The following is a 17,444-nucleotide window of genomic DNA, read 5'->3' as shown; positions in this document are numbered from 1 at the left end:
GGTAGCTAGGCGCGTGAGGGGGGCAGTTCCTTCCTGTGTCGCTTGATACCATTTCAAAGGATTCCGTACCCGGCTACTGCAATGGCCGGGTATTTTTTTTGCCTATACTTTTTTAGAATTGCCTCATTTACCTAAAGCAAAAGACGTAAATGCAAGAGGCCGTTTTAGGGCTACTTTTTTAAAAGTAGCCCTAAAACGGCCTCTTGCATTAGCTAAAGCTAAGAATTTAGTCAATCAATCTGCGTACTTCTAAAAAACGCTTTTCATAGAGGGTGCCCTTTACTTCACTCACCTTTACTCCCCCATTTGAAGAGGAGTGCACAAACTGAATTCCTTTAGGAGGATTATTAATGACAATACCTACATGACCAGGAGTACGGTCATTGGGGTTGGTACCGGTGAAAATGAGAAGATCCCCTTTTTTTGCGGCAGATAATGCTACTTTTTGCCCTACTTCTGACTGAAGTGTAGACCCGTGCGGTATATCAATGCCGAACCGGCTGTACACATACGTGGTAAATCCTGAGCAATCAAAACCTTCTTCTGAGGCACCTCCATACACATACTGGGTACCGTAGCGCTGCAAAGCATAAGCCACGAGGCTATCGGCTTTGCCGTTGTAGTTTCCTTCCAAAACATCTAATTGAGCGGGGGAGCTGTCTTCTTCTGCATCAAGTGTTTCTGATACTACAGAGTCGGCGGTAAGTATATAGTTGTTGCGGGTAAGGGTGCTAGTTTGGGTGTTCTGAGAAAAAGATTCCTCAGAGCCAAAAGTAGCTTTGTACAGCACCATGCATAATAAAACAACTCCAAATCCAATCCAAACATTTTTCATAGGTCTATTCATTATCAGGTTTTATAAGTTGTGCTCCTCGAGTCAGCAGAGGGGGCTATTTTGCAAAAACAGCATTTTAGCCGTATTATTCGGTTTATTTCTTAACCATACAACCTAAACATATGCAAAGAAGAATCCGTTCATGGGCGCTCTGTTTTATGGTGCTGTTGGCCTTGGCCACCACTACCAATGCAGCGGCAGCTCCTACTATTTCTTACCGTTTGTCAATGCCTGAGCCTCATACACACTACTTTGAGGTGGAAATGAAGCTGAATGATTTCAATAAAAAAACGTTAGACCTGACCATGCCAGTTTGGGCTCCGGGTTCATACCTGATCAGGGAGTTTGCCAAAAATGTAGAAGGGTTTGAGGCTTTTGTAGGCGGTAAAAAAGTTTCTTCAAACAAAATAGATAAGAACACTTGGCGAGTGGCCCATGGCGGCAAAGACGTAACCATAAAATATAAAGTATATGCTTATGAAATAAGCGTGCGCACCAGTTTTATTGATGCTTCTCATGGTTATTTGAACGGTACCAGTGTGTTTATGTACCCAGAAGGCTATAAGAACCTGCCTTCTACCTTAACAGTACAGCCGTACGAGGAGTGGAGCAAAGTGTCTACTGGTTTGCCCAAAGTAGCAGGTCAAAACTTCACCTACCGCGCTGAAAACTATGATGTATTGGCCGATTCTCCTATTGAAATTGGAAACCATGAGATTTACTCTTTTACCAGCAACGGTGTTCTGCACGAAGTAGCCATGTATGGTCCAGGCAATTACAACCCTGAGCGCCTGATGGCCGACATGAAAAAGATAACGGAGCAGTCTACCAAGGTATTCGGGGAGCTTCCTGTAAACTATTATCTCTTTATCGTTCACAACCTGCACAGTGGCGGGGGCGGATTGGAGCACCTGAACTCCACTACCTTACAAACCACCAGAACAAATTACGGAACTGAGCGCGGTTACCGTGGCTTTTTAAGCTTGGTGGCGCATGAATACTTCCACCTTTGGAATGTAAAACGCTTGCGACCAATAGAACTTGGGCCGTTTGACTACGATCAGGAAAACTATACCCGCATGCTGTGGATGTCTGAAGGATTCACCAGCTACTATGACGATTTATTGGTACGCCGGGCGGGGCTTATGTCTGAGCGGGATTATTTAGACATTATAGGTAGCAGTATAACTAGCGTTGAGAATTCTCCGGGAAATAAAGTAATGTCGGCCGCTGAATCTAGCTTTAACGCATGGATTAAACAATACCGACCAGATGAAAACTCTTACAATACGCATCTGTCTTACTATTCAAAAGGTGCTATTATTGGTTTATTGATAGACATGGAGATCAGGAATGCCACCAACGGAAGCAAAGATCTGGATGACCTGATGCGCTACCTGTATGAGCTGCATTACAAAAAGCAGAAGCGTGGCTATACGGAGAAAGAGTTTCAGCAAGGGGTGGAGAAGTTAGTTGGCCGCTCTATGGAAGACTTTTTTCAGAAATATATTTACGGCACAGAATCTCCTGACTACAATTCTTACTTAAAAGCGGTAGGGGTGCAATTGGTAGACTCAAACAAGAACTCAAACGAACCTTTACTGGGGGCGGGTATCTCTACTGCATCTGGAAAGCCAGTTATTACAACCGTTACCCGTAACGGAAGCGCCTGGCAGGCTGGTTTGAATGTAAATGATGAAATAATTGCTGTAAATGGTTTCCGCGTGACAGATGACATCAATAAGTCTGTACCAGCTTATGAAGTAGGAGATGTGATGGAGCTGGTGATTAGCCGCGCGGGTCAACTGATGGTGATACCGGTTAAACTTCATAAAAACGAAACGGTTCGTTACCGTGCCGAGAAAGAGGCTACCCTTACAGCTGAACAAAGAAAGAATTACCAAGATTGGCAGGATATTGACTAGTCTTGAAATTGATTGTAGCACATAAAAATAAAGGGAGCCCATCTGCTCCCTTTATTTTTATGTAATGATAGAGTTGATTCCTTCGCTACGCAACTCAGTATAGATGCTTATAAGAAACTTGTTTTGGCGCTAATTTCGTAAAATCAAGGCTAAAACAGCCAAGAGTTATTCCTTTCTTAGTCAGCGCTCTCACTACTGTATCCGTTGCAGCTCCAGATCTCTGGCTGGCTTAATGATCAGGGGCACTTTCTCCACTTTTACAGAACTGGTATCTAGGCCAAACCATTTCCCCTCAGAGGTGGTGAATTGCTTTATATAGAAATAAGATTGCATGATGGTGTTTTCCCAAAACGGCAAATCATTCTCATAGCTAAGGAATTTTTCCAGCACCACAAATCTGAAGTCGCCAATGAGGTTCTGCTTGTTTAGGGAGCTGTAGCGGCTGGTAATATCTACCTCGCCATTTTTTACCATGTCTTCCACCACCTTCCGGAAAAAGAGGTTTATCCGCTGTTCTACCCTAAACCCAAGCCTAAAGTCAATTCGCACTACATCCTGCGGAGAAAGTACATTCACCTTGTATTCCATGGTATAGGGTTCATCCATGGTGCTGACGTGAATAAACCAATAAATATCTGCTCGTTTAGGACGCTTCTGAAAGATGGAATAAATGACTTTAGACTCTATTTCTGAAGTACGGTCAGCGCTAGACATAAATACCAAGTGAGTGGTGTATTTCGGAATAGTGTCATCATCGCTCAGTTCTTTGAGCAAGGGAATGTATTCCTGAATAGGAACATACTCTGTCAGGCGCTTCTTAATAAAGAATGCTTTACGCCAAATGTACATAAGCGTAACTACCAGAACGCCTACGGTGAGTGAGAACCAACCGCCTTCGGTGAACTTCACCAGGTTAGCAAGAAAGAAAGAGCCCTCTACCGCAATGTATAGCGCCAGAAAAGAAAATACCCAAAAAGATGCCACTCGCCTGGTAATTAAGTAGTAACTTAATAGGGTAGTGGTCATTAGCATGGTAATAGTGATAGCCATGCCATAGGCAGCCTCCATTTCAGCTGATCTTTCAAAGATAAGCACCACCACCACACAGCCGGCCCAAAGTAATTTATTGATGCTGGGAACATAAATTTGCCCCTTTACATTGGTAGGGTAGATTAGCCTTACCTTGGGCCATAGGTTCAAACGAATGGCCTCACTGATGAGGGTGAAGGAGCCGGTAATTAACGCTTGGCTTGCTATAATGGCTGCAATGGTAGCTATGGCAATTCCGAAAATGAGGAACCAGTCCGGCATGATGGCATAAAAGGGATTGGCAATGGTCAGTTCAGTCAGAACGCTGCCCTGGTGCTGCATAAGCCAAGCTCCTTGCCCAAAATAATTTAGAAGCAGACAGGTTTTAACAAAAGTCCAGCTGATCCGAATGTTTTCTTTGCCGCAGTGGCCAAGGTCAGAGTAAAGAGCCTCGGCACCAGTGGTACAAAGAAAAACAGCCCCTAAAATCCAGAATCCACCAGGAGTGTTAAACAGTAGCTGGTAAGCGTAATAGGGGTTTACGGCCTGCAAGATCTCTGGGTGCTGCAGTATGGAAAGTATGCCCAGCGTGCCCAGCATAGAAAACCACAAGAACATGACCGGACCAAAAGCCTTGCCTACAATTTGCGTTCCGAAGCTTTGCATCAGGAATAGCAACGTAAGAATGGCAATGACAATGGGAAGGGTAGGGATGTGGGGGTACAAAAGTTCTAGGCCCTCTACCGCTGATGAAACAGAAATGGGTGGGGTAATGATACCGTCTGCCAGAAGTGCGCTCCCACCAATAATAGCGGGTACAGTCAGCCATTTAGCATGACGCCGAACCAAGGCATACAAAGAAAAGATACCCCCTTCGCCGTTGTTGTCAGCTCGTAAAATGAGCACCACGTATTTAAGGGTGGTTTGGAGCGTTAAGGTCCAGACAACACTTGAAATGCCACCGTACACCAATGTGTCACTAATAGCCCTTTCACCCATAATGGCCTTCATTACGTACAGCGGCGAAGTACCAATATCACCGTAAATAATGCCTAAGGCAATAAGTAAACCTGCACCAGATACACGGTGTGTTTGGTGGTTGTTGTTCATTGGGTAATTGCTTAATAACCTTTTCCCTAGCCCTGCCTCCAACTGTAAGGTTAAAGCTTAGTAGATTGCTTCTGGCCTCTACTAAAGTATAGAAGACAATTAGCGGCGCCAAAATTAATAGCTATAGATTAATAATAACTTTTTTATCAGTACTTTTTAACCTTTGCCTGAAAAGCTAAATCAACTGATATTTGAATTTAAAAGGGAGATCAGTATAAATACGGTATAATATTTTGAGTTGTAATATTTTAGATTAATGATTTTTATATTATTGGCTAAAAGAGTTAATTTGACGATTAATTATCAGTATTAAATATATTAATTGAATTATTTTAATTTAATACAGTATAAGGCTTTGATGATGTTGTTTCCAGTTGAAACAGATTTTTATAAAGTATCATTAGATGATGCTGATAAAATGGTCATCTTGTATTGGAAGAGAAAAGTAAATTTTCCGGAGTACAAAGATGGATTTAAAATGTATTTACATTTTTTAAAGCAAAGTAAAGTTAAGCGTTCAATTTTAGACTCCACTCTCCGCGGAGACCTGGATGCGGAGTCTGATGAATGGGTGCTTGCTACTTTGAATAATGAAATAGCTCATCTAGATATAAAAGATCATCAGATAGCGTTGGTAATGTCAGAAGAAAAATACCAACAGCAGATCAATAGTTATTCTTTGCTGCAGGCAGGGCACATTGTGCTACCGGTAGGTATTAATTATTTTACTAATATGGAGGAGGCAAAGCATTGGTTGCTTCATGAAGATATGTCACTCTCATAAAAAAAGGGAAACAGTTAAACTGTTTCCCTTTTTTGTTAATGAACTTTCAGAAGTTCCACATCAAAAATCAGTGTGCTGTTAGGTCCAATGTCAGCTCCGGCTCCGCGAGACCCGTAGGCTAAATTGCTAGGAATAAACAGACGCCACTTATCGCCTTCTTTCATCATTTGTAAAGCTTCAGTCCAACCAGCTATAACACCATTCACTGGGAAAGTTGCGGGTTGGCCTCTTTCATAAGAAGAGTCAAAGACGGTGCCGTCAATAAGAGTGCCGTGGTAGTGGGTAGTTACATTAGAACTAGCCGAAGGGCTTTTTCCTGAACCACTCTCTAAAACCTGATACTGAAGACCACTGGCCAATGTATTTACGCCTTCTTTCTCTTTGTTTTCTTTAAGAAAAGCCTCTCCTTCTGCTTTATTTTGTTCGCCAGATGCACCGGCTGAAGCCTGCTGTTTTTCCTGCATTTGCATTTGCAGTTGCATCATGGTTGACTGCACCTCCTCTTGGCTTAACTTAGAGGGAGTGCCGCTTATCGCTTCTTTCAAGCCAGCCAACAATGCCTCAGGCTCAATGTCAATTCCTTGTTTTTTAAAATTGGCGGCCATGTCACGGCCAATAATGTAAGAGATCTTCTCTTGTAGGTTTTTCAATTCCATAAGTTTTAATTTAAAGTAAAGGTACGGTTATTCAGGAAAATGGGATGCCCTTGAATGCAAAACCCCGCTTTAGCGGGGTTTCAACAATAGCTTTAGTGTTCGATTTATAAATACATATGAATGTCTTCATCTGATAGGTCTAATTGAACTTCACTAGATGAAAGCAGCGATGAGGCTAAAATGCCTAAAGCGCCAATGATAAACAAGGAGGAGATGGTAGAAAACTTTTTCATGGCCTGGTGCTTAGATAGTTACAATTAGTAACGCAAAAATGTACAGCAGGGTTCACTCCAGTGTTAACTCTTCTTCACCATTGTATTAATTATAAAAAACTAACGTCTTTTTTTGCATTGAGAGGATAGGTAGCACTAAGCTTTTGGCTGAACAGAGCACTTGCCCGGCTATAAATTAACTTACATTCTTTTTCTTTCTTGAGAAGAACAAGTGCACTAACAAAGACAAGCTTGACAGCAGTAACCCGGTAGCCACTACACCCATCCACTGCCAACGCACCCAGGCGTGGCTTGCCAGAAAAGTGCCCAATGCTCCGCCTACAAAATAGGTAAACATGTACACGGTGTTTAATCGGTTGCGGGCCTGTGGGTTCAGTGCGAAAATGGTGGTCTGGTTTGAAGTATGCGCAGCTTGCAAGCCCAAATCCATTAATATCACGCCTGCAATAAGCCAAAACATACTGGTGCTGAATACCCCATATAAAACAAATGAAAAAACCACCAAAGAGATCATGGCTGTCACCAGGTTTTTTGTATTTACTTTATCGCTTAAACGGCCTACTACTGGCGCGGCAAAAGCCCCCACAGCACCAATCAACCCAAAGGCCCCGGCCACGTCGCTACCTGCATTGAAGGGGGGAGCCTCCAAATGAAAAACCAAGGTAGACCAAAACGCACTGAAACTACCAAATAGCAAGCCGCCTCTAATAGAGGAAAGCCTAAGCAAAGGCTCTTGCCGAAACAATGGCCACAGAGAAGCCATGAGGCTGCGGTAGGTACCTTTGTAGTCGGGGTGAACTTCAGGAAGCAAACGCAGCAAAGCAATCCAAAGCAAGGCCATTAAACCCGCTGCAATTAAAAACATGGCTCGCCAACCCAAATGAGCTCCCACAAATCCGCTGAGAGTTCTGGAAAGTAAAATGCCAATCAAAAGACCACTCAAGACAGTACCCACCACTTTGCCGCGTTCCTCTGGTTTGGCTAAATGGGCTGCCAGCGGAATAAACAGCTGCGGTATTACGGAGCTAATGCCAATTAATAAACTTGCTCCCATAAGCACGTAAATATTGGGCGAAAAGGCGCCCAGCAGCAGTGACCCTATGATAAAAGCGAAATCAGACATGATTAGCCGCTTGCGCTGTAACATATCTCCCATAGGCACCAACAGAAGCAGCCCCAGCGCATATCCCACCTGCGTGTACATGGCTATGCTACCAGCTTTGGCTTCAGTGGTGTTGAACGTGCGGGCAATGTCACCCAAAAGCGGCTGGTTATAATAAATGTTTGCGACTACCAGACCCGCGCCAATGGTCATGAGCCACAAAGTTGCTTTTGTAAGAAGAGGAGCGGGGGACGGGGGAGAAGTGGTATTCAATGAGTTATTTTAAAAATCAGTAGCCTTTGCTGGATACTAAAATGAAAGTAATGTAGTGGTATGTTCCAAAGCCTGTGCTGAATTAAGCCAACAGAGTATAAAGCAGGTATAAATGCTTGGTGACGCAAAGGTAAGGTGGGGGAGTTTAAATTACTTCTTGTAGTCTTTGCATATTATTATTTATCTGGCAATTTATTAGTGGCTAGAAATCTACTTATCTTTTCATTTCTGATTTTGGCCTGTTTTACAGAAATTAGCCCCAAAACGTATTATCCCCTTGTCTGAAACTCAACAGCAGCACCGTCATTTTATATTAAACAAGCCCTTTGGTTACCTGAGCCAATTTGTAACCGACGCAAAAAAGAAAAAGTTGTTGGGGGAGCTTTATGATTTCCCAACTGGTACTATGGCCATTGGCAGGCTTGACCAAGACAGCGAAGGTTTGCTCTTTCTCACAACCGACGGCAAAATGAGTGAATATGTGCGGGGGAGGAAAGTGGAGAAGGAATACTACGCTCAGGTAGATGGAGTTATCACTGAAGAAGCTCTTGCTCAATTGCGGCACGGCGGCATAGAAATTACCCACGAAAAACAAGTGTATCATACTCTTTCTTGTAAAGCCATCAAATTAGACCCCGCCCCAATTTTCCCAGAGCGGAGCCGAAGGGTACGAGACGATCGTCATGGCCCCACCAGTTGGGTCTCCATCATCCTAACTGAGGGCAAGAACAGGCAGGTCAGAAAGATGACCGCTGCAGTAGGCTTTCCTACCCTCCGGCTTATAAGAGTACGAATAGGAAATGTTCTGCTAGGTGCTATGGCTACAGGTGAGGTAAGAGAGGTAAGCCATTTTGATCTTTAAAATACTATCCTGATTTTTTCAAAAAAAGAAAGTCACGAAGCAAAATTTATGTGGTGAATTCCTAAGTTACTACAGGGTTAGTAATAGGTTTTGAAAGCCTTCTGTATAGTTAGTTTTGCTGTTTTTTTCTCAATTTTGTAGGAATGGAGAATATGATGAGTGAGTCAACGGAAGTTGAGGTGGCAGAAATAGAGGCACTGAGGCAGCAAGTGGGAATGTTGAAAGAAAAGTGTGCCTTTCTTGAACGGGTGGTGAATGAGGTTCCAGCTAATATCTATGTTTCTGATTTAAAAACAGGGGTAGTATGGTGCAATCAAACCAATGAAGAAACCCTGGGGTACACACTAGAGGAAATCAGGCAGATGAGCGCCATGGAATACATGGAAAAAATTGTTCATCCGGATGACCTGAACATTCCGCAAGATAGTATTGTGCATTACCAATCTTATGACGGAGCCGAATATGGCGGGGTTTTCAGGGCTAAACACAAACTGGAGCAGGAGTACCGCTGGTTTATTGGTTGGGCAAAGCCTTTCATCAAAGATGGTCAAGGTGAAGTAAAGAAATTACTGTGTGTAGACGTGGACATGAGCCCACGCATGACAACAGAAAAGCAACTTGTTACCGCCCTGCAAGAAAACCTGAAGAAGAAAAACGGGTTGCTTATTAAATCTCTAAGCAAAAGGGAAAAGGAAGTGCTGCAATTAGTTTGCAAAGGCAAAAGTTCTAAAAATATTGCCGATGAACTTTGTCTGAGCGTGCATACGGTGAACACCCATCGAAAAAATATACAGGCACGGTTAGGCACCGGAAATGTAGCTGATTTGGTTTTGTTGGCTAAGGAAGCAGGGTTAGACTAAGACGATTAAGTACTCGGTGGGGAGAGCAATAAGCCTATTCTATCACGTGAAGTACCAATGAAGCTTTAAGCTCTTCATTGAATGAAAAGGCGCTGTATTAAGCTTTTCTCATTTTCTGTTCAGCCTATTCCATCCTCTATTGGTATTCCTTAAAATGTGTTTGTATATTTCTGGAGTTGCTTACAGTCTTTGCTGTTAACTGGTTTTCTTGATTGAACCCTACTGGTTGATCATGAACTATAATGGCATTTTAATTGCTTTTAGACTAAGCCAACCCCACCTGTATAACCCTTTATATGATAACTTTTTCACTTAAAGCAAGACTACTGCAATTCAGCTTTCTATGCCTCATCACGCTGTTGGGATTTGCTGGGGTCTCCCCCAATGAAAATAACAAGAAAGAGAAACTGACGTGGTTACAGCAACACAAACAAGCTGCCGCCGCAACGGTTTTGCTAAACAATCAATCTGGTTTAGTCCCTTTGAAAGACTTACAACAAAAGATTGCAAGTGTTAACCTAGGTGCAGCCAACTCTTCAGAATTTGACAGTTTGTTAAATAAGTATACTAGCGTAAGCAGCTTTTCAGCGGTTGGGGTGGCTTCTGATTCTGCCTTCCGTAGCCTGAGCGATGACTTAAAGTTTTACAGCACTATTATAGTACAAGCCCCTTATAATGCCTTTCAAAAGGTTGCTGCTTTAACCTTTATTCAAAGTTTACAAAAAGAAAAGCAAGTCATACTGGCTTTAACTGGCGATGCCTCTGTTTTAGAGAAGTTAGATGGTTTTACAGCTCCTATTGTTTGGTCAGAGAATGAGACACCGGTAACGGCTAATTATATGGCGCAGCTACTCTTTGGGGGAGTACCTGCTAATGGTAAGCTTGAAAGAACTTACTCCGCCAAATTCAAGAAAGGCGATGGGTATAGAACGTCAGCCATTCGTATTAAATATAGTTTGCCCGAGGAATTGGGTATCAACAGTGCAGATTTGCACGAGCCAATAGACTCTATATTGGCTGAGATGATACAAGAGCAAGCGGCTCCTGGCGGGGTAGTGATGGTGGTGAAAGACGGCAGTGTGATCTTCAACAAAGCCTATGGTGCTCATACCTATGACAATACCCGCCCTACCAGAATAGATGATATCTTTGACTTGGCTTCGGTTACAAAAGTGTCGGCCACTACCTTGGCGGTGATGGGGCTTTATGAACAGCAGAAAATCAATCTAGACAAGCCCGTTGGTACCTATATACCAAGTACCCTAGGTTCTACCAAAGCCGAACTTAAAATCAAAGACATTCTGCTGCACCAGGCAGGTTTGCCAGCGGGGGTAGGTTTGCCCACTCCGGCAGACTACGTTAGCAAAACTTATTCAGAAGAATTCCCGCTACCGGCCGCCGATAGTGTTTTCATTCGGAAAGATTACTTCAAAGAAGTAGTATGGCCCCGTATGCTGAATGCCAAGGTAACCGCTCCTGGAAAGTATGTGTATTCAGACCTGACCATGTATTTCCTGAAGGAAGTGGTGGAGCGGCAATCGGAGCAGCCTCTGAATGATTTTGTTCTGCAGAATTTCTATGCTCCGTTGGGTATGCAAACAGCTGGCTTCCTGCCCCTGGCCCGGTTTGAAAAAGACCGGATAGTACCTACTGAAAATGACACCTATTTCAGGAAAACCCTTTTACAGGGCTACGTGCATGATGGTGGTGCCGCTAAGTTGGGGGGGGTTTCTGGTCACGCCGGTTTATTTTCCACTGCTAATGATTTAGCCATTTTATACCAGATGCTACTGAATGGAGGTACCTATGGTGGGATTGAATACTTAAGCCCCAAAACGGTGCAGTTATTTACCTCCAGACAATCTAGCGTAAGCCGCCGAGGATTAGGTTTTGATGGGTTCGACCCTGAAAGTAAAAATGGCTACCCTTCTAAACTGGCTTCTTCTTCCACTTATGGCCATACTGGCTACACCGGCACGTGCGTTTGGGTAGACCCTGCCCAAAATTTGGTGTACATCTTTCTGTCAAACCGTGTATACCCAAAGGTTTCTAACAAGTTAATCTCATTGCGTACAAGGGCACGTGTTCAAGATGCTATTTACCAAGCCATTGAGAAAAGCGGGAAAGCCTCGGCTCTTAAACCTGTAAAAGGATAACTAGAGCCAATTTCCTTAAATCAGAAAGGCCACCTATTTGGGTGGCCTTTCTGATTTATTTACTTTGCAGTTGCCTCAGCCCGTTGAGCCCTTCTGGCAGCTTTCCTTTCTTCTCTTCTTATGGCTTTCTCTTCTAATTTAGCCATTCTCTCCGCTATTTTGGCAGCTTCAAATGCTTCCATCTCTTGGTATTTTGCTTCTTTGGCGGCTGCTTTTGCGGCTCTGGCATCTGCCCGGGCCTGCGCTCTTTGCTTCGCTTTTTGATTATAATTACGTTTGGCTTTTTCCACGTCTACTTCTTCTGTTAGAAGTACAGTATCTTGGGTGGTGGCACTGTTTTGTGCAAAGAGGGGGGAAGACAGTAGTAATAAACAGCCTACCATCATGAAAAATTTGGTTGAAAGTAGTTTCATATGAAAGGATTTAGAGACAAGATGATTTTTTGAGCCTTTAGAAAATAGCTTTTACTCATAAATGCCAGTTGTAGTTAACTTATTTTAAATAAATACCTTAACTATGTTTCCACAAGCCATTTGGTAACAAAACCCCCATATACTAGTTTAATAGAAAAATTAACAGAGGTCAGAGCCTTACAGCGTCTCACAAGCCTTTGTAGAAGCAAAAGCAAGATTTAGTTCTACTACCATGGAAGACAATACCCTAAATACGAAAGCAGAATTTGAAGTAGCCACTTTTGCGGGCGGCTGTTTCTGGTGTATGGTAAAACCATTCCATAAATATGAAGGAGTGGTGGAAGTGGTGTCTGGCTACACCGGAGGGGATATTCCAAACCCTACTTATGAGCAGGTGTGTTCTGAAACAACCGGCCACTATGAAGCAGTTCAGGTAACTTTTGACTCTAAGGTTATTTCTTACCCAGAGATACTGGAAATTTTTTGGCAGTCCATTGACCCTACTGATGCCGGTGGGCAGTTTGGCGACCGAGGTTCCTCTTACCAAACCGCTATTTTCTATCACTCAGAAACGCAAAAGGAGCAAGCCGAGAAATCAAGGGAAGAGATCAATAAAAATGGCCCCTTTGAACTGCCGGTGGTCACCCCAATTTTACCCGCCAAGCCTTTTTACAGAGCCGAAGAATATCACCAAGACTATTACCGCAAGAACCCCAACCACTATGGCCGCTACTTTGTGGGTTCGGGCCGTTCCGGTTTTCTGGAAAGGCATTGGAGCAAGCGGTAGAAACTGTTTTCAGGTTGTTTTCTGAAAATGAAGCCTAAAACATTTTAATCTAGTTAAACCATCTTGTAGCGGTGCTCTACGTAAAGCCGTAACAAAAATCTTTTACCCAAAAAAGTATGATACAAGACCTGTGGTATAAAAACACGGTGATTTACAGCCTGGACCTTGAAACATTTATGGATTTGAATGGAGACGGTGTGGGTGATTTTGAAGGGCTTACACGTAGATTAGATTATTTGAAAGCGTTGGGGGTTGATACCGTATGGCTGGCTCCTTTTCAGCCTACACCAAACCGCGACAATGGCTATGATATTAAAGACTACTACGGGGTAGACCCCAGGCATGGCTCAAGCGGCAATTTCGTGGAGTTTATGCAACTGGCAACTAAGAATGGCATCAAAGTCATTATTGATTTAGTGGTGAACCATACCTCTGATGAGCACCCCTGGTTTCAGAATGCCCGCACCAGCGAAAATGCCAAGTACCGCAACTGGTATGTCTGGTCTAAAAAGAAACCCTCAGATTGGAACAAGGGCATGGTATTTCCGGGGGTGCAGGAAAGTACCTGGACGTACGACAAAAAAGCCAAAGCGTACTACTTTCACCGGTTCTACAATTTTCAGCCAGATTTAAATGTCGATAATGTGGAAGTTCGGGAAGAGATGCACCGGATTATGGGGTATTGGTTGGCGTTGGGGGTAGCTGGTTTTAGGGTAGACGCCGTGCCGTTTGTCTTAGAAACGCAAGAGCCGGAAAGCACAAAGCGGGAAAAAAGATTTCATTTCCTGAAGGATATGCGCCGTTTTCTGCAGTGGCGCCGCGGCGATGCTATTTTGCTAGGTGAAGCCAACATTACTCCAGAGGAAACTCAAAAGTATTTTGGGGAGAAAGGCGACGGAATTCACCTGATGTTCAATTTCCATGTAAACCAGTATCTTTTTTACAGCCTGGCCACCGGAGAAGCCAAACCTTTGGCAGATGCGCTGGAAGCCACTCGCGTTACGTTTCCTGGTTCACAGTGGGCGCATTTCCTGAGAAATCATGATGAGCTTGATTTAGGTAGATTAACGGAAGAAGAGCGGCAAAAAGTATTTGAAAGTTTCGGGCCTGATGAAAACATGCAATTGTATGAGAGAGGCATCCGCCGAAGACTATCTTCCATGTTGGGCTCTCGTCAGCGGAGTGAGCTGGCCTACAGCTTGATGTTTTCTCTGCCGGGAACTCCCGTCATCAGGTACGGCGATGAAATAGGCATGGGTGAAAACCTGAAACTGAAAGAACGCGCAGCTGTCAGAACACCCATGCAGTGGACGGCTAATCATCAGGCAGGTTTTTCTGTGGCTGAGGAGTTGATTCATCCTGTGATTTCTGAAGGTCCTTACGCTTATGACTACATCAATGTAGAAACCCAGCGGCGTGAGCCTGACTCACTTCTCAACTGGATGACTACCCTTATCCGCTTGCGGCACGAATGCACCGAGATAGGCTGGGGCGACTGGCAAATTTTAGACACCGGTTGTCCGCAAGTATTAGGAATTCACTATTGCTGGCAGGGCAGCTCTTTGATCATCTTTCACAACTTAGATGAGCGGGCACATGAAATTGAAGTGAAGTTGCAGGAAGAGAAAGAGGTACAGTTAATTGACTTAATGAAGAACAGCACCAGCGTGGCCAATGAAAAAGGAATCCATCAGATAACTTTAGGTGCATATGGTTATAAATGGTTCAGGGCCGGAGATTTAAGTCATTTAATGCACAAAAGGTAATGGAATAGTATAGCCGTTCTTTTATTACACTGCCATCACAGCAGAAATGCACCGCCTGCTTTCAGCCTGTTTTTTGAAAAACAGGCTGAAAGCAGGTTGGTAGCTACAAATTAACATCTTCTAAAGACATGTCTTTTCTGCCTAACCTGTCGGGTTTGTTCACTCCGGTAAAGGTTTCTATCTTAGGTGCTTCATTTGTTTTAAAATTTAATGAAGCACCTACTTCTACTTCTTGTGTTTAAGCTTTGTTCTTTCGCAGGATATAGTCAGGAAGAACCATTTTTTGATAGCAGCTGGGCCATATACGGTAGAGCAGGGGTGAATAGTGCCGGTACCAGAGGGTGGTACCCTGGTCAGGCTGAATTAAAACGCACGGTGGGGTTCAATGTAGGTGTGGGCTACTCACAAGCCATCAACTTCAGAGAAGATACATGGGTGAATGCCGAGGCTAGTTTTTCTCAACAAGGTTTCAAATTCACCAATGTGGCTGCCCCTGAAGACCCAGAATCAGTCAGTCTGAACTACCTTAACATACCTGTATTTGTGCGTTATTTCCCTTTCCCTAACATGCGCAACGTGTATGTTGGTGGCGGGGCCCAGATAGGCATTAGACTTGACGGTAGAATAACTGCCAGAAACGGCACCATGTACCGCATCAATGAAAATGATTTTCCTAGAACAGACTGGTCTGGTATAGGCGTGGCTGGTATTCACTTCGCTAAAAGAACGGACCTTGGCCTAGAGGTGAGGTATCAGCATGGGCTGACATCCATCAGCAGGGAAGTAGCAGGCGTAAAGCAGTCGGTGATACAGGTAGACTTGTTCTTTCCCGGTAGTTTTCTGATGGACATACTAAGTATTGGTGTTTTCCTTTAGTTGGCTAAAGCTATTTCTGAATGAAAACAAGCGCTAAAACTGAGCAATAGTAAACCTAATAAAGACGGATGAAGTATGGCCGTAGATGAAGTTTACTGCTGTTTTTAATTTTCATGGAGTGCTGCAGGATTTTCTGCCGAAGCAGCAGAAGGGAAAGTCAGTTTCCTGCTCTTATGCCTCGTGGCCAGCGGTAAAAGATGCTATAGAGGCCGTAGGTGTGCCTCACCCTGAGGTAGCCGCCATACTGGTGGATGGTCAGCCAGTAAATTTTTCTTTTCTTTTACAGGGCCAGGTAAAGGTTGATGTTTACTCCTCAGACTTTCTACCTGACATTCCTGAGGCTTATTGGTTGCGGTCGCCGGTACCTGTCCCGGTTCGGTTTGTGTTAGATGTGCACTTAGGTAAGCTCGCCAGATTATTGCGCATGCTGGGGTTTGATAGTTTCTATGACAATTCCTATGCAGATGCGGCTATAGCCAAACTGGCAGAAGCTGAAGACCGAGTGGTGCTAACCCGTGATATTGGTTTATTAAAACACAAAATCATTAAGTGGGGATACTGGCTCCGTTCGCAACAACCAGAAACCCAGCTTCGGGAAGTGATCAAGCGTTATTCCTTGCAAAACCAGTTCCGTCCTTTTTCCCGCTGTTTAGCTTGTAACGCACAAATAGTAAAGGTGCCAAAGGCTGAAGTAGAGCACCAGTTGCCTCTAAAGACAAAGCAGTATTTTAATCAGTTTTACCAGTGCCTGGGGTGCGGAAACGTGTATTGGAAAGGCTCACACTTTGACCGAATGCAGGAGTTAGTCTCACTCCTCTGAAATGCAGTGCTGCCTGTGAAAGTCAACAGCTGTTTCAAGTTGTTTTAACTCTGTTTTTCGAAAGAGAGGTGAAAAACGAAAGAGATAGTTAAGATTACAAACAAGTTACTTTCTTAAAACCTCAGGGTGCAATTATTAGTTTTGTGGGTATGCTACAGAATCCTGAACAACTTGAGGCTGCCGTTGCCCATTCTTTAATGATTGGCAGCGGTATTTTCTGGACGTTAACTTACCTCCTGATTATAAGAAGAGGGTTACTAGATAAAACCTACGGTATGCCCATGGTGGCTCTTTGCGCCAACCTTTCCTGGGAGTTTATATTTTCTTTCGTTTTCCCGCACCCTCAACCCCAGCTGTTTATTAACTACCTGTGGCTGTTGTTTGATGTAGGCATTTTGGTGCAGTACCTGCGCTACGGCGCCAGTGATTTTCCTGATAGTCTTCCTAAAAAACTCTTTTACCCTACATTTCTGTTTTCCCTGCTTTTTGCGGCTCTTTTAATTGCCGCCATGTCTGTTGAGTTTGATGAATACATTGGTATTTATGCTGCTTTTGGGCAGAATTTACTTATGTCTGTTCTGTTTGTGCGCCTGTTTCTCAAAAGAGGAAATGCGCAGGGGCAGTCTGTTTACATTGCTTTGAGCAAAATGATAGGCACTCTCTTTCCTTCAGTTCTTTTCTATCTCTATTTTCCAAATTCTTATCTTCTGATTCTGCTGTATTCGGGCATTTTTGTGTTTGATTTAGTTTACTTTCTGCTACTGTTTTTCTACCTCAAAAAGAAGGGCCAAAATCCCTGGGTGCGCTTGTAGCTTACCTGCAGGAAACCTCTCTTATTTCAGGTTTTCCTTGTCCTTATTTCGCAGGGGTATTTCTTTTACGTAGAATCAAAGTAGGATTTAGGTATTCTTCTAGGGCGTTAGTCATACTAAAAAGGTAAAACTTTTGCTGTTTTAG

General features: G+C 43.6%; 15 protein-coding genes. 10 read left to right on the top strand and 5 right to left on the bottom strand.

The window, feature by feature from the left end; translation table 11 throughout:
* Nucleotides 1-226: 226 nt before the first annotated feature.
* Nucleotides 227-835, bottom strand: coding sequence for a C40 family peptidase (locus tag A8O23_RS02390; RefSeq protein ID WP_066616921.1), 609 nt, complete (start codon nt 833-835; stop codon nt 227-229).
* Nucleotides 836-957: 122 nt separating this feature from the next.
* Here A8O23_RS02390 and A8O23_RS02385 point away from each other — a divergent pair, with 122 nt between their 5' ends.
* On the top strand, nt 958-2,760 hold the full coding sequence (locus A8O23_RS02385) for a M61 family metallopeptidase (RefSeq protein ID WP_239693313.1): 1,803 nt from the start codon (nt 958-960) through the stop codon (nt 2,758-2,760).
* A 192-nt stretch (nt 2,761-2,952) separates the two neighbouring features.
* On the opposite strand, the gene A8O23_RS02380 is transcribed toward A8O23_RS02385, so the two are convergent.
* Nucleotides 2,953-4,899 (bottom strand): KUP/HAK/KT family potassium transporter, encoded by a 1,947-nt coding sequence (locus A8O23_RS02380; protein WP_066616063.1) that lies wholly within the window; start codon nt 4,897-4,899, stop codon nt 2,953-2,955.
* 358 nt (nt 4,900-5,257) lie between these two features.
* Here A8O23_RS02380 and A8O23_RS02375 point away from each other — a divergent pair, with 358 nt between their 5' ends.
* Complete coding sequence (locus A8O23_RS02375) at nt 5,258-5,683, top strand: hypothetical protein (protein ID WP_153042049.1); 426 nt, start codon at nt 5,258-5,260, stop codon at nt 5,681-5,683.
* A gap of 35 nt (nt 5,684-5,718) precedes the next feature.
* Here A8O23_RS02375 and A8O23_RS02370 read toward each other — a convergent pair whose 3' ends face one another.
* Together A8O23_RS02370 and A8O23_RS02365 are read right to left on the bottom strand one after the other, a co-directional pair.
* Nucleotides 5,719-6,339, bottom strand: coding sequence for an FKBP-type peptidyl-prolyl cis-trans isomerase (locus tag A8O23_RS02370; protein ID WP_066616059.1), 621 nt, complete (start codon nt 6,337-6,339; stop codon nt 5,719-5,721).
* A gap of 408 nt (nt 6,340-6,747) precedes the next feature.
* A complete protein-coding gene (locus A8O23_RS02365; protein ID WP_066616058.1) occupies nt 6,748-7,887 on the bottom strand; it encodes an MFS transporter in 1,140 nt (379 codons plus the stop codon).
* A gap of 337 nt (nt 7,888-8,224) precedes the next feature.
* Here A8O23_RS02365 and A8O23_RS02360 point away from each other — a divergent pair, with 337 nt between their 5' ends.
* The 3 genes from A8O23_RS02360 to A8O23_RS02350 all read left to right on the top strand — a co-directional run bounded on the left by A8O23_RS02360 (nt 8,225) and on the right by A8O23_RS02350 (nt 11,825).
* Entirely contained in the window at nt 8,225-8,809 is a 585-nt protein-coding gene (locus tag A8O23_RS02360; RefSeq protein ID WP_066616056.1) for a pseudouridine synthase, read from the top strand.
* A gap of 143 nt (nt 8,810-8,952) precedes the next feature.
* The gene (locus A8O23_RS02355; protein WP_239693312.1) at nt 8,953-9,669 is read left to right on the top strand and encodes a LuxR C-terminal-related transcriptional regulator; all 717 of its coding nucleotides are present in this window, start codon (nt 8,953-8,955) and stop codon (nt 9,667-9,669) included.
* Nucleotides 9,670-9,965: 296 nt separating this feature from the next.
* Nucleotides 9,966-11,825, top strand: coding sequence for a serine hydrolase domain-containing protein (locus tag A8O23_RS02350; RefSeq protein ID WP_074988297.1), 1,860 nt, complete (start codon nt 9,966-9,968; stop codon nt 11,823-11,825).
* Nucleotides 11,826-11,884: 59 nt separating this feature from the next.
* On the opposite strand, the gene A8O23_RS02345 is transcribed toward A8O23_RS02350, so the two are convergent.
* A complete protein-coding gene (locus A8O23_RS02345; protein ID WP_066616055.1) occupies nt 11,885-12,238 on the bottom strand; it encodes a hypothetical protein in 354 nt (117 codons plus the stop codon).
* A gap of 232 nt (nt 12,239-12,470) precedes the next feature.
* On the opposite strand from A8O23_RS02345, the gene msrA reads away from it, so the two are divergent.
* The 5 genes from msrA to A8O23_RS02320 all read left to right on the top strand — a co-directional run bounded on the left by msrA (nt 12,471) and on the right by A8O23_RS02320 (nt 17,299).
* Nucleotides 12,471-13,025: a peptide-methionine (S)-S-oxide reductase MsrA gene (gene msrA, locus A8O23_RS02340; RefSeq protein WP_066616054.1), complete on the top strand. Its 555-nt coding sequence runs from the start codon at nt 12,471-12,473 to the stop codon at nt 13,023-13,025.
* Between the two features lie 116 nt (nt 13,026-13,141).
* Complete coding sequence (locus A8O23_RS02335; protein ID WP_066616053.1) at nt 13,142-14,791, top strand: alpha-amylase family protein; 1,650 nt, start codon at nt 13,142-13,144, stop codon at nt 14,789-14,791.
* A 210-nt stretch (nt 14,792-15,001) separates the two neighbouring features.
* Nucleotides 15,002-15,667: a porin family protein gene (locus A8O23_RS02330; RefSeq protein ID WP_066616048.1), complete on the top strand. Its 666-nt coding sequence runs from the start codon at nt 15,002-15,004 to the stop codon at nt 15,665-15,667.
* An 85-nt stretch (nt 15,668-15,752) separates the two neighbouring features.
* Nucleotides 15,753-16,487 carry a Mut7-C RNAse domain-containing protein gene (locus A8O23_RS02325; protein WP_066616045.1) on the top strand — a complete coding sequence of 245 codons (735 nt, stop codon included), beginning with the start codon at nt 15,753-15,755 and terminating at the stop codon, nt 16,485-16,487.
* A gap of 149 nt (nt 16,488-16,636) precedes the next feature.
* On the top strand, nt 16,637-17,299 hold the full coding sequence (locus A8O23_RS02320) for a transmembrane-type terpene cyclase (protein WP_082882863.1): 663 nt from the start codon (nt 16,637-16,639) through the stop codon (nt 17,297-17,299).
* Nucleotides 17,300-17,444 lie beyond the last annotated feature (145 nt).

The organism is Rufibacter roseus (genome assembly GCF_001647285.1).
Lineage (GTDB): Bacteria > Bacteroidota > Bacteroidia > Cytophagales > Hymenobacteraceae > Nibribacter > Nibribacter roseus.
Note: the sequence above shows the minus strand (reverse complement) of the source record. Positions and strands in the feature narration are given on the sequence as shown.

Bases quoted from the DNA above. Each gene is read 5' to 3' on its own strand.
- A8O23_RS02335 (WP_066616053.1), top strand. From the start codon at position 13,142: ATGATACAAGACCTGTGGTATAAAAACACGGTGATTTACAGCCTGGAC.
- A8O23_RS02385 (WP_239693313.1), top strand. From the start codon at position 958: ATGCAAAGAAGAATCCGTTCATGGGCGCTCTGTTTTATGGTGCTGTTG.
- msrA (WP_066616054.1), top strand. From the start codon at position 12,471: ATGGAAGACAATACCCTAAATACGAAAGCAGAATTTGAAGTAGCCACT.
- A8O23_RS02330 (WP_066616048.1), top strand. From the start codon at position 15,002: ATGAAGCACCTACTTCTACTTCTTGTGTTTAAGCTTTGTTCTTTCGCA.
- A8O23_RS02345 (WP_066616055.1), bottom strand. From the start codon at position 12,238: ATGAAACTACTTTCAACCAAATTTTTCATGATGGTAGGCTGTTTATTA.
- A8O23_RS02370 (WP_066616059.1), bottom strand. From the start codon at position 6,339: ATGGAATTGAAAAACCTACAAGAGAAGATCTCTTACATTATTGGCCGT.
- A8O23_RS02390 (WP_066616921.1), bottom strand. From the start codon at position 835: ATGAAAAATGTTTGGATTGGATTTGGAGTTGTTTTATTATGCATGGTG.
- A8O23_RS02365 (WP_066616058.1), bottom strand. From the start codon at position 7,887: ATGACCATTGGCGCGGGTCTGGTAGTCGCAAACATTTATTATAACCAG.
- A8O23_RS02380 (WP_066616063.1), bottom strand. From the start codon at position 4,899: ATGAACAACAACCACCAAACACACCGTGTATCTGGTGCAGGTTTACTT.
- A8O23_RS02350 (WP_074988297.1), top strand. From the start codon at position 9,966: ATGATAACTTTTTCACTTAAAGCAAGACTACTGCAATTCAGCTTTCTA.
- A8O23_RS02375 (WP_153042049.1), top strand. From the start codon at position 5,258: ATGATGTTGTTTCCAGTTGAAACAGATTTTTATAAAGTATCATTAGAT.
- A8O23_RS02325 (WP_066616045.1), top strand. From the start codon at position 15,753: ATGAAGTTTACTGCTGTTTTTAATTTTCATGGAGTGCTGCAGGATTTT.
- A8O23_RS02320 (WP_082882863.1), top strand. From the start codon at position 16,637: ATGCTACAGAATCCTGAACAACTTGAGGCTGCCGTTGCCCATTCTTTA.
- A8O23_RS02355 (WP_239693312.1), top strand. From the start codon at position 8,953: ATGGAGAATATGATGAGTGAGTCAACGGAAGTTGAGGTGGCAGAAATA.